This window comes from Corynebacterium sp. 20-84 (assembly GCF_053479455.1).
The window spans coordinates 1-15,163 of the sequence record NZ_JBRBCB010000010.1; the positions used below are offsets into that span (position 1 = coordinate 1).

The 15,163-nt window shown below is 63.8% G+C and carries 16 protein-coding genes; 9 read left to right on the forward strand and 7 right to left on the reverse strand.

Annotated elements, in window-relative coordinates; genetic code table 11:
* The coding region (locus ACUY2Y_RS08425) for a DNA recombination protein RmuC (RefSeq protein ID WP_448325691.1) at nt 1-1,020 on the forward strand (1,020 nt) is incomplete at its 5' end.
* A gap of 52 nt (nt 1,021-1,072) precedes the next feature.
* Nucleotides 1,073-1,720: a DUF6542 domain-containing protein gene (locus ACUY2Y_RS08430; protein WP_210573055.1), complete on the forward strand. Its 648-nt coding sequence runs from the start codon at nt 1,073-1,075 to the stop codon at nt 1,718-1,720.
* 3 nt (nt 1,721-1,723) lie between these two features.
* Here ACUY2Y_RS08430 and ACUY2Y_RS08435 read toward each other — a convergent pair whose 3' ends face one another.
* Complete coding sequence (locus tag ACUY2Y_RS08435; RefSeq protein ID WP_210573057.1) at nt 1,724-2,683, reverse strand: 4-hydroxy-3-methylbut-2-enyl diphosphate reductase; 960 nt, start codon at nt 2,681-2,683, stop codon at nt 1,724-1,726.
* A gap of 88 nt (nt 2,684-2,771) precedes the next feature.
* On the opposite strand from ACUY2Y_RS08435, the gene xseA reads away from it, so the two are divergent.
* Nucleotides 2,772-4,031: an exodeoxyribonuclease VII large subunit gene (xseA, locus tag ACUY2Y_RS08440; RefSeq protein WP_448325693.1), complete on the forward strand. Its 1,260-nt coding sequence runs from the start codon at nt 2,772-2,774 to the stop codon at nt 4,029-4,031.
* Between the two features lie 15 nt (nt 4,032-4,046).
* Entirely contained in the window at nt 4,047-4,322 is a 276-nt protein-coding gene (locus ACUY2Y_RS08445) for an exodeoxyribonuclease VII small subunit (protein ID WP_448325695.1), read from the forward strand.
* On the opposite strand, the gene ACUY2Y_RS08450 is transcribed toward ACUY2Y_RS08445, so the two are convergent.
* Nucleotides 4,319-4,936, reverse strand: coding sequence for a DUF4245 domain-containing protein (locus ACUY2Y_RS08450; RefSeq protein ID WP_448325697.1), 618 nt, complete (start codon nt 4,934-4,936; stop codon nt 4,319-4,321). The two genes, ACUY2Y_RS08445 and ACUY2Y_RS08450, sit on opposite strands and share 4 nt — an antisense overlap.
* A 162-nt stretch (nt 4,937-5,098) precedes the next feature.
* Here ACUY2Y_RS08450 and glpX point away from each other — a divergent pair, with 162 nt between their 5' ends.
* From glpX to ACUY2Y_RS08470, 4 genes are all read left to right on the forward strand, one after another.
* On the forward strand, nt 5,099-6,106 hold the full coding sequence (gene glpX, locus ACUY2Y_RS08455) for a class II fructose-bisphosphatase (RefSeq protein ID WP_210573061.1): 1,008 nt from the start codon (nt 5,099-5,101) through the stop codon (nt 6,104-6,106).
* A gap of 151 nt (nt 6,107-6,257) precedes the next feature.
* The gene (locus tag ACUY2Y_RS08460; RefSeq protein WP_448325698.1) at nt 6,258-7,655 is read left to right on the forward strand and encodes a class II fumarate hydratase; all 1,398 of its coding nucleotides are present in this window, start codon (nt 6,258-6,260) and stop codon (nt 7,653-7,655) included.
* 119 nt (nt 7,656-7,774) lie between these two features.
* A complete protein-coding gene (locus tag ACUY2Y_RS08465; protein WP_448325700.1) occupies nt 7,775-8,362 on the forward strand; it encodes a TetR family transcriptional regulator in 588 nt (195 codons plus the stop codon).
* Nucleotides 8,356-9,894, forward strand: a complete 1,539-nt coding sequence (locus ACUY2Y_RS08470) for an MDR family MFS transporter (protein WP_448325702.1) — start codon at nt 8,356-8,358, stop codon at nt 9,892-9,894. Before ACUY2Y_RS08465 ends, ACUY2Y_RS08470 begins: the two co-directional genes overlap by 7 nt.
* 26 nt (nt 9,895-9,920) lie before the next feature.
* Here ACUY2Y_RS08470 and ACUY2Y_RS08475 read toward each other — a convergent pair whose 3' ends face one another.
* The 4 genes from ACUY2Y_RS08475 to ACUY2Y_RS08490 form a co-directional block, all read right to left on the reverse strand.
* A complete protein-coding gene (locus tag ACUY2Y_RS08475; RefSeq protein ID WP_210573066.1) occupies nt 9,921-10,454 on the reverse strand; it encodes a GNAT family N-acetyltransferase in 534 nt (177 codons plus the stop codon).
* Nucleotides 10,455-10,520: 66 nt separating this feature from the next.
* On the reverse strand, nt 10,521-11,849 hold the full coding sequence (locus tag ACUY2Y_RS08480) for a PhoH family protein (protein ID WP_210573293.1): 1,329 nt from the start codon (nt 11,847-11,849) through the stop codon (nt 10,521-10,523).
* 192 nt (nt 11,850-12,041) lie between these two features.
* Nucleotides 12,042-12,647 (reverse strand): LGFP repeat-containing protein, encoded by a 606-nt coding sequence (locus ACUY2Y_RS08485; protein WP_448325704.1) that lies wholly within the window; start codon nt 12,645-12,647, stop codon nt 12,042-12,044.
* 64 nt (nt 12,648-12,711) lie between these two features.
* A complete protein-coding gene (locus ACUY2Y_RS08490; RefSeq protein WP_448325706.1) occupies nt 12,712-13,473 on the reverse strand; it encodes a LysR substrate-binding domain-containing protein in 762 nt (253 codons plus the stop codon).
* A gap of 22 nt (nt 13,474-13,495) precedes the next feature.
* Here ACUY2Y_RS08490 and ACUY2Y_RS08495 point away from each other — a divergent pair, with 22 nt between their 5' ends.
* Nucleotides 13,496-13,840 carry a DUF5997 family protein gene (locus ACUY2Y_RS08495; protein ID WP_448325707.1) on the forward strand — a complete coding sequence of 115 codons (345 nt, stop codon included), beginning with the start codon at nt 13,496-13,498 and terminating at the stop codon, nt 13,838-13,840.
* On the opposite strand, the gene glyA is transcribed toward ACUY2Y_RS08495, so the two are convergent.
* Nucleotides 13,837-15,126, reverse strand: a complete 1,290-nt coding sequence (glyA, locus tag ACUY2Y_RS08500) for a serine hydroxymethyltransferase (protein ID WP_448325708.1) — start codon at nt 15,124-15,126, stop codon at nt 13,837-13,839. The two genes, ACUY2Y_RS08495 and glyA, sit on opposite strands and share 4 nt — an antisense overlap.
* Nucleotides 15,127-15,163: the final 37 nt, after the last annotated feature.

A 15,163-nucleotide genomic window follows, 5' to 3' on the forward strand; every position in this document is an offset into this window, starting at 1 on the left:
CCGCACCCCGACGACGTCGAGCCCTCCCCCGCGACCCGCGCCCTGGAAGCGCAGCGCCAACGCGAATTCGACCGTCTCGGCCACACCATGGAACAGCTCTCGGCGCAGCTGCGTGAGATGGACGAGGACCGTGCCGTCGCATATTCGGCGCTGGCGGGGCAAGTGCAGGCGGTAACAAGGGCGTCGTCACGCTTGGGCGACCGCACTGATCAGCTCGTCGCAGCGCTGCGCTCCCCCAATACCCGCGGGCGGTGGGGTGAAATGCAACTCGAACGCGTCGTGGAGCTCGGCGGCATGACTCGGCACTGCGATTTCGATGTCCAGGCCACCGCCATGGTCGACGGGCGCATGGTCCGCCCCGACATGGTGATCCGTCTCAGCCGCGGCCGCAATATCGTCGTCGACGCGAAGGTTCCCTTCGGCGCCTACCTCGACGCCCTTGGCACGGAAGACCCCGAAGAAAAGCAGGGCTACCTGCGCCGGCACAGCCACCTGGTGCGGGGCCATGTGACCACGTTGGCGTCGAAAGGCTATCTCGAAGCGTTCTCGCCCACCCCGGAATTCGTCGTGCTGTTCATTCCCGCCGACCCCTTTCTCGACGCCGCTCTCGAGCAAGACCCGGAACTGCTTGACTTCGCCTTCTCCCGCGGTGTCGTCCTCGCAACCCCGACGACGCTATTCGCGCTGCTTCGCACCGTGAGCCTCGGCTGGCAGCACGAGACCGCCGCTGAAAAAGCTCACGAAATCCAGCGCCTCGGCTCGCAGCTGTACACGCGTCTGGGAACCATGGCGGAACACTACAACCGCCTCGGCGCCTCCCTCGACAAGGCCGTCGAAGCGTTCAACGCAACACTCGGCTCCATGGACTCGCGCGTCATGGTCACCGCGCGGCGCCTCAAAGACCTCAACGTCCCCGCGCACACATCCGCCGCGCCCGCCACCTTGAACCCGGTGTCCACCCGCACGCGCACAGCGCTACCGCGCACCGACGCTGACCCCGCCGAAGAAAAATGGGGGTAGACGGGCCGAGTGAACACGGAGCTGGCAAAGCCGGCAGGTAACATGTTTCAGCGTGTCTCACGCTTCACCCCGCTCGTCGTCCACGTCTTCATCGACGCTGTCCGGCTTCTCCACGGGTTCCGGCATCGCCATCATCGTCGCCGCGCTCGTCACCGGCGGGTTGATCGCGCTGTACAACGAAGCAGTCGGCCTGCCGTTCCTCGTGCTTTTCACGGTGGCGTCCATCGTGGTGACCACGTTCGTCAACCCCCGCGGCCTCTTCGTCACCGTCGCGTCGATCCCGCTGCTGTACACGTTCTTCCTGCTGCTCACCGGCACGTTGATCGCGCATTTCCAGCTCCCCGAAGGTCAAACCTCGCTGGGTAAGACCTCTGCGGTTCTGATCCTGTACCCGCTCACGCAGTATTTCCCAGTGCTGCTCTTCACTGTGCTCGGCTCGATCCTCATCGCGCTGCTGCGCTACCGCCTGCTAAAGAAGCAGAACGAAGAGATCCGCGCGCACGAAGAACGCCACCGCCGCAGCGTCAGCGCCACGAACCGGCGCACGAGCCACGAGGCTTCCCGTTTGCGTCAGCGCGGCTCAGACAAGAAAGTCACCGTCGAAGAGCTCCTCGCGCGCCGCGCCGAGCGCCAGAAAGCAGACGGCGAAAGCAGCCGCGGCTTGAGCCGCAAGCTTAGCGACGACCTCTACGACTCCTAGCTCTTAAGCCTTTGTCCGCGGCGCACGCAGGTCGCGGGGCAGCGCGAACGTGATGGTCTCCGTCGTCGTGGTGACCTGCTCAACGTTGTCGTAGCCGCGCTCGCCCAGGTACTCGACGACCTCACGGACCAGGATCTCCGGCACCGATGCGCCGGAGGTGACACCGACGGTCTCGACGCCTGCGAGCCACGTGTCATCGATCTGGTTGGCGTAGTCGATCAGGTAAGCGGCATCCGCGCCATTTTGCAGAGCGACTTCCACCAAGCGCTTGGAATTCGACGAGTTCTGGGAGCCGACCACGATCATCAGCTCGACGCGCTCGGCGATCGCCTTCACCGCGACCTGGCGGTTCTGGGTGGCGTAGCAGATGTCGTCGCTCGGCGGGTTCTCCAGATTCGGGTACTTCTCGCGCAAGCGGGTGACGATCTCCATGGTCTCGTCCACCGACAGCGTGGTCTGCGACAGCCACACCAGCTTCTGGTCTTCAGGGAAGTCCGGGGCGGCCTCGACGCCTTCGACGCCGTCGACGAGGTGCACGACATCCGGCGCCTCGCCCGCGGTGCCTTCGACCTCCTCGTGGCCTTCGTGACCGACGAGCAGAATGTGGTAGCCGTCGCGAGCAAAACGCTTGACCTCGTTGTGCACCTTGGTCACCAGCGGGCACGATGCGTCGAGCGCCATGAGGTTGCGCTGCTGGGCGGATTCGCGAACAGCCGGGGACACGCCGTGCGCGGAGAACACCACGTGGGCGCCTTCCGGGACCTCGTCAGTCTCTTCGACGAAGATCACGCCGCGCTGCGACAGCGTCTCCACAACATATTTGTTGTGCACGATTTCTTTGCGGACATAAATGGGGGCGCCGTATTTCTCCAGCGCTTTCTCCACGGTCTCGACTGCGCGGTCCACGCCGGCACAGTATCCGCGAGGGGCTGCAAGAAGGACGTTTTTTCCGGTTGTCGACATGGAACCAAGGGTAATGGAAAGGCAGTCTAAAAGGTAAGCTGGCTTGCTCGAGCAGCATCGAATCGCAGAAGAAAGGGGGCGCTAGCTGATGGCAGGACAACAGGCGGGAGGGTCGCCTAAGAGCACACCTGAGACTCCGTGGTCGGTGTCAAAGGTCAACCAGACCGTCAAGCAGTGGATTGAGCGGCTGGGCTGGCTGTGGATCGAAGGGCAGCTCACCCAGGTCAACATGAAGCCGACGTGGAAGCTGTCGTATCTGACATTGCGCGACACGCAGGAGCAGATGAGTCTGCAGCTCACCGCGTCGACGGAGCTGTTGCGCAGCATGCCGACGCAGCTCAAGGACGGCGACCACGTCGTCGTGCGCGGCAAGCCCGCGTTCTACGCCGGGCGTGGGTCGTTCTCGATGTGGGTCACCGAGATCCGCCACGTGGGCGAGGGCGAGCTGTTGGCCAAGATCGAACAGCTACGCAAAATGCTCGCCGCAGAGGGGCTTTTCGACGTCTCCCGCAAGCGCCCCCTCCCCTACCTGCCCAACAGGATCGGCCTGATCACCGGCCGCGGTTCCGCCGCCGAGCGCGACGTGATGTCCGTGGCCAAGGACCGGTGGCCGGCCGTGGACTTCCGCGTCATCAACACAGCAGTACAGGGAGCCAACGCCGTTCCGGAGGTCGTCGACGCGCTCAAGCTTCTCGACGCCGACCCTGCCGTCGACGTCATCATCATCGCCCGCGGCGGCGGTTCGGTAGAAGACCTGCTCCCGTTTTCCGAGGAAGTCCTCCAGCGCGCTGTCGCCGCCGCCCAGACTCCTGTCGTCTCCGCGATCGGCCACGAGCCCGATAATCCGGTGCTGGACAATGTCGCCGACCTGCGCGCCGCCACCCCGACCGATGCCGCCAAGCGCGTCGTCCCCGATGTCGCCGCTGAACTCGAGCTCATCGCCGAAGCTCGTTCCCGCATGGCCGCCGCCCTGCGCGGGTGGGTGCGCCGCGAACGCGAGGGTCTCCGCCAGATGCGCTCCCGCCCCGTCATGGCGAATCCGCTGACACCGATCACCCAGCGCCGCGACGAGCTCGACCGCGCCCGCGCATCCATCCGCCGCGACATCACGCGGCTCATTTCCACCGAATCCGCCGAGGTCCGTGCCCTGCGCGCCCAGGTCTCAGCACTCGGCCCTTCCGCGACGCTCGCGCGCGGCTACGCCGTCGTCCAGGTCCAGCCCCGCGACGGCACTGAAGCACAAGTAGTCACCAGCATCGATCAAGCACCACCGGGCTCCCAGCTCCGCATCCGCGTCGGCGACGGCTCCATTACCGCCGCCGGCATGGCCACCACACCCGCCGAATAACACAAGGAGAAAACAATGGCAGACAACACTTTCGGACAAGGCACCCCGGGCGACGAGGCATTCCCCGACCCCACCACTCTCACCTACGAACAGGCCCGCGACGAGCTCATTGAGACCGTCAAGATTCTCGAGCTCGGCCAAATGAGCCTCGACGAATCACTCAAGTATTGGGAACGCGGCGAAGCCCTCGCGAAACGCTGCGAAGTGCTTCTCGACGGCGCCCAGCGCCGCGTTGAAACCGCCCTCGGCTCCGCCGAAGACTCTCGTGAAGAAGAACCGGAAGAAAACTAAGAAGCTGCTCCGGTCTCAGTACCAGCGTCTGCGTCTGCATCTGTCTCTACAGGCAACGGCTCCGTCGCGATAGTCGCAGCGAGCAGCTCCCGGAACTCGTCGTCAACTGCTTCGCCTTTCACGAGCAGGCGCACATCGCCCAAATCCACGACCCACAGATCACGGATGTCTTCCTCGGGGGAAGAGTAGACGGTGGCGTGGTGGGAATCTTCGATAAGCTGTGTGCCTGATTCCTCGCGGGGCGCGGAATCGATGCGCTCAACCGCCATATCCACGTCCACGTCCGTCTGTGTGAGCTGCACGTACCCCTCCTGCGGAGTCACCCAGCCCACCACCGGCGCCGGCGCCTCACCGATCGTGGTGCGGCGCGCCGAGTTATTCACCCAGCCCTCCGGCATCTGCGGGAAACGCACCGGGAACTGCGCGGCACGGGCCTCCATGCCCATGAACGTCGCGCCGTCGACCTCCTTCACCGGGCCGTTTTCCGGGCGACCCGGACTGAAGCTGCACATGCCGGTGAACCCGACAGCGCCAATCATCAGCAAGACAATGACGATCACATTGATCGTCATGTCCCTTCCGTCCTGGAAAATCCGGGGTTTCTCCTTAGCCACGCCAGACAGTATGACACGGCGCGCCAACACTCCCGAAATAAGACCGTCGCCCCCAATCAGGTGAGAAACCGGGCATACCGGACGCGCAAAGGTGCCAGAATGGGCCGAAAGGTGTCATCATTTCACCGACGTATCACCCCCACTGCCCAGGAGGCACACACAATGTCCAACTCCGTTGAAGCTCCGGACCGCAACCTCGCGATGGAACTCGTTCGCGTGACAGAAGCGGCGGCGCTCGCCTCCGGCCGGTGGGTCGGCCGCGGCAAGAAGAACGAGGGCGACGGCGCCGCAGTCGATGCCATGCGCAAGATGATCAACTCCGTCACCATGGACGGCGTCATCGTCATCGGCGAAGGCGAAAAAGACGAAGCGCCGATGCTCTACAACGGCGAGAACGTCGGTAACGGCCAGGGTGCACCGCTCGACATCGCCGTCGACCCCGTGGACGGCACGCGGCTTATGGCCGAAGGCCGCCCCAACTCCATCTCCGTCATCGCAGCCGCTGAGCGCGGCACCATGTACGACCCGACCGACGCGTTCTACATGAACAAGATCGCCGTCGGCCCCGAGTGCGCCGGCAAGATCGACATCACCGCGCCCGTCGCGCACAACATCCAGGCTGTCGCCAAGGCGAAGGGCATCGACCCGCGCGATGTCACCGTCGTCGTCCTCGACCGCCCCCGCCACTCCCAGCTCGTCTCCGAGATCCGCGAAGCAGGCGCGAAAGTCCGCTTCATCATGGACGGCGACGTCGCCGGTGCCATCGCCGCGGCGCGCAACAACAACTCCATCGACATCGCGATGGGCGTCGGCGGCACGCCGGAAGGCGTCATCACCGCATGTGCACTGAAGTGCCTCGACGGTGAAATCCAGGGCATGCTCGCCCCGCAGTCCGACGAAGAGCGCGAGAAGGTCCTCGCCGCCGGCCACGACCTCGACCGCGTCTTGGGCCTCAACGACCTGGTCAGCTCCGACAACTGCTTCTTCGCCGCCACCGGCGTGACCAACGGCGACATGCTCCGCGGCGTGTCCTACCGCGCTGACGGCGCAACCACCCGTTCGCTCGCGATGCGCTCGAAATCCGGCACTGTCCGCCTCGTCGAGTCCCGGCACAAGCTGTCGAAGCTGCGCGAATACTCCGCGATCGACTACTCCGGCCCGTTCAACTAAACGCTCCCCCTCAAAGCGGGGGCACCATCCGGGCATTTGTATGCCCGAACACCTCCGGTTGGGGCATAATCACGGGTGGAAAGGCACGCGCGAAACAGCCCACATTCCAGCTCGTTTCGCGACGTGTACGCAACTCACACGAAGGAAGATAATGGCTGATCAGGAATACCGCATCGAGCACGACACCATGGGTGAAGTGAAGGTTCCCGCGCAGGCTCTGTGGCGTGCGCAGACGCAACGTGCGGTAGAGAACTTCCCCATCTCCGGCCGCGGTCTCGAGGCTCAGCAGATTCGTGCGCTCGGCCTGCTCAAGGCGGCGTGCGCGACCGTCAACAAGGCCTCCGGCGCGCTCGACGCAGCCAAGGCAGACGCCATCATCGCAGCTGCCAAGGAGATCGCCGACGGCAAGCACGACGCTGAATTCCCGATCGACGTGTTCCAGACCGGTTCGGGCACCTCGTCGAATATGAACACGAACGAGGTCATCGCGTCCATCGCCAAGAACAATGGCGTCGAGGTCCACCCGAACGACGACGTCAACATGGGCCAGTCCTCCAACGACACCTTCCCGACCGCGACCCACGTCGCCGCCACCGAGGCAGCCGTCAACGACCTCATCCCGGGCCTGAAGGTCCTGCAGGAGTCCCTGGAAAAGAAGGCCGACGAGTGGAAGTCCGTGGTCAAGTCCGGCCGCACCCACCTCATGGACGCTGTCCCGGTCACCCTCGGCCAGGAGTTCTCCGGCTACGCACGCCAGATCGAGCTGGGCATCGCCCGCGTCACCTCTACCCTGGAGCGCCTGGGCGAGCTGCCGATCGGCGGCACCGCAGTCGGCACCGGCCTGAACACCCCGGCTGACTTCGGCGCGAAGGTCACCGAAGAGCTCAAGAGCCTCACCGACATCAACGAGCTCACCGAGGCCGGCAACCACTTCGAGGCACAGGCCAACCGCGATGGCCTCGTCGAGTTCTCCGGCGCAATGCGCACCGTCGCTGTTTCCCTGTACAAGATCGCCAACGACATCCGCCTCATGGGTTCCGGCCCGCTGACCGGCTTCGCCGAGATCCACCTCCCGGACCTCCAGCCGGGCTCCTCCATCATGCCGGGCAAGGTCAACCCGGTCCTGTGCGAGACCGCAACGCAGGTCTCCGCCCAGGTCATCGGCAATGACGCAGCTGTCGCATTCTCCGGCACGCAGGGCCAGTTCGAGCTCAACGTGTTCATCCCGGTCATGGCGCGCAACGTCCTCGAATCCGCTCGTCTGCTCGCCAACACGGCACGCCAGTTCGCCACCAAGCTTGTCGACGGCATCGAGCCCAACGTCGAGCGCATGCAGACCCTCGCAGAGTCCTCCCCGTCCATCGTGACTCCCCTGAACTCTGCCATCGGCTACGAGAACGCCGCGAAGGTGGCTAAGACCGCCCTCAAGGAAGGCAAGACCATCCGTCAGACCGTCATCGATCTCGGTTTCATCGGCGACGACCTGACCGAGGAAGAGCTGGACCGCCGTCTCAACGTCCTCGACATGGCTAATACCGACCGCAACTAACGTCGAGCCTCTCCCTTTAAGACCCTGGCAGTGCAAGCCTGCCAGGGTCTTTTGGTGTGCACGGGGCGTCGATAAGCGCGCTCTTGCGCTTTTTTGCACTGGGTGTAGTCTTGCTGCTCGTGGATAGAGAACTTAAGCGTCGCGAAACCCGCGAACGCATCGTCGACAGCGCGACCGACCTCGTCGAAGAACACGGCTTCGACAACGTCACCGTCGAAGATATCTGCGCCAAAGCAGGCATCTCGCGACGCACCTTCTTCAACTACATGGACGGTAAGGACGAAGCCGTACTCGGACCCGCCCCGCTCACCGTCACCGACGACGCTCTACGCCGCATCGCCGAAACACAAGCTGACAACCTCGTCGACCTCATCATTTCCGCGACGAGCCGCCCGCGCAGCGACATTCCCGACCACGCCACCGTCGAACGCCGGCGCGCAATTTTCGCCGCGAACCCGACCCTGGCTGCTCTCGCACTCACGCGACGACGCACAACCTTCACCGCCATTGCCGGCGCGCTAGAAGAACACTTCGAGACATTTCCCGGCGACCAGCTCCTGCCCGACCAGCCAGTAAATGCAGAGATCCACGCGATCATCGAAATCGTCCAAAGTGCCGTCAGCATCACCGCCCACTGCGACCTCCGCGACAACGTCCGCGGCGCCGCATCCTTCATCACCGACTACGCCAGGAGGCTCGAATGGTAGACACCCAACACAAAGGCCCTAATGTCGGCCTCGTCTTCACCGCGCTGCTCATCACGATGCTGATGAGCTCGCTCGGGCAGATGATCTTCTCCTCCGCGCTGCCCACCATCGTCGGTGAACTCGGCGGTGTTGAGCACATGAGCTGGGTCATCTCCGCCTTCATGGTCACCATGACCATCGCGCTCCCGCTCTACGGCAAGCTTGGCGACGGCCTCGGCCGCAAATGGTTCTACATCTCCGGCATCGCCTTCTTCATCATCGGCTCCGCCCTTGGCGGATTCGCCAACACCATGACGCTGCTCATCATCGGCCGCGCCGTCCAAGGCTTCGGTGCCGGCGCCATGATGATCAATTCTCAGGCGATCATCGCCGAGGTCGTCCCCGCCCGCGAGCGCGGCAAATACATGGGTGTGATGGGCGCTGTATTCGGAATCTCCTCCGTCCTCGGCCCCGTCCTCGGCGGTTGGTTCACCGACGGGCCCGGCTGGCGCTGGGGCCTCTGGATGAATATCCCGCTCGGTCTTCTCGCCATGACCGTCGCCTCGATCGTCCTCGACCTGTCTAAGGGCAACCGCGACGGCTTCCGCTTCGACTGGCTCGGCGCGACATTCATGGCAGTGTCCACCTCCACGCTCATCCTCGCCACGACATGGGGCGGGCTGCAGTACCCGTGGGGCTCCCCGCGCATCGTCGGACTGCTGGTCACGTCGGCTGTCGCGGCGGCGCTCTTCGTGGTCGTCGAACTGCGTGCGACAGACCCGCTGGTGCCGATGCACCTGTTCCGCAACCGCAACATGGCGCTGACTACGGCTGCCAGCGTCGTGCTTGGTATTTCCATGACCGGCGTCATGGCGTACCTGCCGACCTACCTGCAGATGGTCCACTCCATGACTCCCACGGAGGCAGGCCTGATGATGATCCCGATGGTCGGCGGCATGATCCTCACCTCCATCGGCATCGGCGCACTGATCAGCCGCACGGGCAGCTACAAAGTCTTCCCGATCGTCGGCCTCGGCGTCGTCGCTCTCGGCTGCTACTTGCTGTCGCGCCTCACGGTCGACACCGGCCTGTGGACGCTCGGGCTGTACATCTTCATCTACGGTTTCGGCCTCGGCATGGTCATGCAGGTGCTCATCCTCATCGTCCAGAACTCCTTCCCCATCGCCGTCGTGGGCACCGCCACTGCCGCGAACAACTTCTTCCGCCAGATCGGCATGTCCGTCGGCGCGTCGGTCGTGGGCACCGTATTCATCCACAACATGCAGCAGAATATGGAAGAGCGCCTCCCGGGTGCGCTCGCCGCGCTCGGCCCGGAAGGCGCGAAATACGCTGAATCATTCAACGACGGCGCCGCTCAATCAATGACGCCAAGCGCCGTCAACCAATTGCCGCAGCCGCTTCACGACGTCATCTCGACCTCCTACAACGACGGTTTGACCCCCATTTTCCTACTGCTCATCCCTCTCGTGGTGGCAGCGGCGCTTCTCCTCGTACCAGTTCACGAGGACACGCTAAAGGAGACAATCGAGTAGCAAGGCGACGTCGATAAGCGTTGCTTTTAGTTCTCCTTGCCTGGCTTGGGCAACAGCAACTCGTAAATATCCGTGTCACGCCAGGTGCCGGCGAGCTCGCCGTACGTCATCTTCGCCATCTGGTGGTACGTGCCCACCTTGACGAAACCGCGCGAGACGTGCAGCCCCGCCGAGCCCTCGTTCTCCGGGAAAATCCACGAGTGGATCGACCACTTATTCAGCGCCTTGCACGTCTCAATGAGCTTGTCCAGCAGCGCGCCGGACACGCCGCGGCCGCGCGCATCCTCGTGAATGTAGATCGAGTCCTCGACGACGCCGTGGAACACCGAGCGTGTCGACGCCTGCGCGGCAGCGACCCAGCCAAGCACCTTATCGTCGTCATCCGGCTCGACGGCGACGAACACCGTCTCAATGATCTTGTTGGTGGCAAACTTCGCCCACGTCGGTCCTTCCGTCTCGTACGAAGCATGACCTGTACCCAGACCAGACTCGTAGATTTCGCGGACCTGTGGGTAATCCTCAGGGCGGATCGGGCGGATCGTGAAATCGCGATTCGACATGGCGACCATCGTACAACCGCCCTCCCCTACCTGTGAATCGGCAGCCTAGCGTGCATGTCAGCGCACCTAAGCATGGTCCTCGAGCAAGTCCGTGACCAGCTCCGCGATCGGCGAACGCTCCGAACGCGTCAGCGTCACGTGCGCGAAGAGATCCTGGCCCTTCAGCTTCTCGATCACCGCCTGCACACCGTCGTGGCGCCCAACCCTCAAATTGTCGCGCTGCGCGACATCGTGAGTGAGCACCACACGGGAGCCGCGACCCAGGCGCGACAGCACCGTCAACAGCACATTGCGCTCCAGCGACTGTGCCTCGTCGACAATGACGAACGCGTCGTGCAGGCTGCGCCCGCGGATGTGCGTCAGCGGCAGCACCTCGAGCAGATCACGGGAGGCGACCTCGTCGAGCACATTGTCCGATACGACGCCTTCCAACGTGTCGTACACCGCCTGCGACCACGGATTCATCTTCTCCATCTCGTCGCCCGGCAGGTAGCCCAGATTCTGGCCGCCCACCGCATACAGCGGACGGAACACGATGATTCGCTTGTGCTCCCCGCGCTCCAGCACCGACTCCAGACCAGCGCACAGAGCCAGCGCCGACTTTCCAGTGCCGGCGCGGCCGCCGATGGAGACGATGCCCACCGTATCGTCGAGAAGCAGATCGAGCGCGACCCTCTGCTCCGCGCTTCGGCCCGACAACCCGAACGCGTCCGCGTCGCCGCGCACGAGCTTGACCCCGCCGCTCGGCGCCACGCGAGCAAGCGCCGACTGCGACCCCGCGTTCAGCGTCAACCCGCAGTGAACCGGCAAGTCGCCCGTGTCGATCGCCGCGAACCCAGTGGCATACAGCTCGTCGATCTCTTCCCCGGAGACCTCCAGCTCAGCCATACCTGTGTAGCCCGTCAACACAACGTCCTGCGCACGGTACTCCTGCGCAGCCAAACCCACAGCGCCCGCCTTCACGCGCAGCGGAACATCCTTGGTCACCAGAACCGTGTCATTGCCTTCCTGCATGAAGTTGTAGGCGCAGGCGAGAATGCGGTTATCGTTCTCCGGGCCGCGCAGCGCGGCCGGCAGATTCGACTGGTCCTGGTGGTTCAGTTCCACGCGGACAGTGCCCCCGTCTATATTGACCGGCATCGGCTCATCCAGTCGGTCGTAATCGGAGCGCATGTCCTCCAAAAAGCGAAGAGCTTGGCGGGCGAACCAGCCAAGCTCTGGGTGATGACGTTTCTGCTCGAGTTCCGTGATGACCACGAGCGGAAGGACGACGCTATGTTCCGCGAACTTCCTCAACGCCCACGGATCGGACAGAAGAACCGATGTATCCAGCACATATGTTTTCAGTGCGGTGGGTGAGGTGAGTTGTTCCGGATTGTGGCCGGCGCTTTCCATTCGAGCGCCGGCAGTGTCGAGATTGCTAACAGAAGGGTCAAACATGAACTTGCTCCCCTAGTGCGGTTGGTGGTAGCCAGGACCGTTCTTCGCGGTGCCTGACACCTGCCACACTAGGGGAGCAAAGTGTAAATTACATCGATGTAAGGTTAACTTCCGTTAAACCTACGACGCGCCGATCGGCGCAGCTAGCTAGCTGATCTTAGCGCCGAACTCGCCGTTCTCCTCAAGCCACTCGATGGTGCCGTTCTGGAAGTCCTGGATCCAGCCGTTGTTGTCGTCGCGCTTGTCCTCAGCCTTGAGCGGCAGACCGATCTCGTTGTCCAGGCCGCCGTCCTTCTTCCAGGTCTCAGCGATCATGCCGACCAGCGGCACAGCGCCCGTCTCCTCGGAGTAGACGATGTTCTTGTCTGCGTCGTACTCGATCAGGGTAGCGCCGTCATCCTTGGTCTCGACGCTGATCGGGTCGCCCCAGTTGCCCAGGCCCAGCTCTTCCTGAGCGTTAGCAGCCTTGGACGGAACAACGACCTTCTCGCCGTCCTTGGTGGTCAGCTCGGTGGTGTCGCCGTCAGCAGCGCCTGCACCAGCGCCCTCGGACTCGGAAGCGTCTGCACCCTCAGACTCAGAAGCGTCTGCGCCCTCGGACTCGGAGCCGGAAGCACCAGCGTCCTCAGAAGCGGTCACGGTGTTGGTTTCAGTGGCCTCGACCTTCTCCACGTCACCTTCACCCTCAGAGCAGGCTACGAGACCGGTGGTCAGTGCCAGAGCAGCAACGGTTGCGCCAAACTTGCGGTTCATGAATAAAATTCCTCTCTAAATACAATTCCTAATCTTGGCCGTCCACCATTATGCAGATATCTGGTCACCGGGGGCGTTTACGCACCCCTTTTTTAGGGTGATTTCTTCTTAACCCCTTGCGCTGCGCACGGTTTTTGCCGTTTACTTTACGGTTTGATTTCGTTGAGCTTCGCACGCTTTTCAACGCTCCCCCGCCTCCCCTCGACGTGTTCCTCGTCCTCCCTTTCGCCACCCCGACGAAATCCTGGATCGCCTCCGAGTCTTGGTCGACTTTCCAGACCAACGCGATCGCCGATGCAGCTTCTCCACCCGCCGCTGGGCTCTCCGCTCCCCTGCCGTTTTCACGGAGTTCAAGCACGACGACCTGCTTCTTCGACAGGACTTTCAGCAGCGGCGCAGGCGCGTAGGCGATGCCGACGTTCGCCGCAACGACTTGGAGAGCGGTGCGGAGCTCGTCGATGGAAGAGCCTGCTGGCACCCCGCCAAACTCAAGCCCCTCTCCCGCACCCGGAATGAAGCGGTAGTTGACGTGCTCGTCGGCAAAGTCATCTGGGCGAACAGCTTCGCCGACCTCGGCGTACACGGAGTCTTTGGGGACGGCGACACCGGGTTTCTCGGCGTAGAGACGCACCTGGTGGAACCGCTCCCCTGGCTCGCCGACGCGGGGATCGGGAAGGCGGAGGAGGGCGAGGTGGGCGGTGTCGTCGATAAGCGATGCGAATGGGTCGTCGCTGGGGATCTCCTCGAGGCCGTGATCGGTGGTGTCGCGGTAGCGCGCGAACCATTTTCCGGGCTCGGTTCCGGTGACGAAGGCGAGACGCAGCATGCCCCGATGCTACCGTTTGGGCATGAGCGAACAGCCGTCAAGCACAGCGATGAAGCCCGCGACCGCAGCGAAGAAACTCGGCATTTATCTGCCGGCAACCCCGCAGGAATTCCAGGACGGTGGCATCACGCACGCTGAACTGCGCGAGCTGCAGGACAACCCGCCGGCGTGGCTCACGGAGCTGCGCGCAAACGGCCCACACCCCCGCCCGGAGGTTGCGCGCAAGCTGGGCATTTCGATCACGGCGCTGAAGAAGAACGGCATGGATAAGCCGCTGACCACCCAGGAGATCAAGGCGCTCCTCGGCGATCAGCCGGCGTGGCTCTCCGAGGCGCGCCGCGTGCACGCCGAAGAGCGCGAAGCTTAGAGCAGCTTCCAGTCTTCGAGCCCCGGGTAGAGGGGGTACTCGGAGGCAAGCTTATCGACGCGCCCCCTCAGCGCCTCCACATCCGCGTTCTTCCCCTGGGCGAGCGCGGTGCCGATGATGTCTGCGGTCTCGGTGAATGCTGCTTCGTCAAAACCGCGGGTCGCAAGGGCTGACGTGCCAATGCGCAGGCCGGAGGTGACCATCGGCGGACGCGGGTCGTTCGGAACGGCGTTGCGGTTGACAGTGATGCCGACGGAGTGGAGCAGGTCCTCCGCCTGCTGGCCGTCGAGTTCGGAGTTGCGCAGGTCCGCGAGGACGAGGTGCACGTCGGTGCCGCCGGTGAGCACGTCGACGCCGACTTCCTTGCAATCGGACGCAGTGAGGCGCTCAGCGAGGATGCGCGCGCCGTCGAGTGTGCGCTGCTGGCGGTCCTTGAATTCTTCCGTGCCCGCGATCTTCAGCGCAGTCGCCTTCGCCGCGACGACGTGCATGAGCGGACCGCCCTGCTGACCCGGGAAGACAGCGGAGTTGAGTGCCTTGGCGTAGTCCTGCTTCGCCAGGATCATGCCGGAGCGCGGGCCGCCGAGCGTCTTGTGGATCGTGGTGGACACGACATCCGAGTGTGGCACCGGCGACGGGTGCAGACCTGCAGCGACGAGACCCGCGAAGTGCGCCATGTCCGTCCACAGGTACGCGCCGACCTCATCGGCGATGGCGCGGAACGCAGCGAAGTCGACAGTGCGCGGGTACGCCGACCAACCAGCGATGATGACCTTCGGACGGTGCTCCAGCGCCTGCTCGCGGACCTTATCCATGTCGATGAGCATGGTCTCCGGGTCGACCTCGTAGGCCACAACGTTGTACAGACGACCGGAGAAGTTGATCTTCATGCCGTGCGTCAGGTGCCCGCCGTGAGCCAGGGACAGGCCCATGATGGTGTCGCCGGGCTTGATCAGTGCGTGGAGGACGGCGGCATTCGCCTGGGCGCCGGAGTGGGGCTGGACGTTGGCGAACTCGGCGTCGAAAAGCGCCTTTGCGCGGTCGCGGGCGATGTCCTCGATGACGTCGACATTCTCGCAGCCACCGTAGTAGCGGCGCCCCGGGTACCCCTCTGCGTACTTATTCGTCAGCACGGAGCCCTGCGCCTGCAGCACGGCGCGCGGCACGAAATTCTCCGACGCGATCATCTCGAGCGTGTTGCGCTGGCGGGACACCTCCCCAAGAATCTGCTCGTAGACGTCCGGGTCGAGCGACGCGAGGTCTTGGTAGCGGAGATCTTCAGTCATGTTCCGGGATTCCTTTCCGTACGGCAGTTCCCCGCCA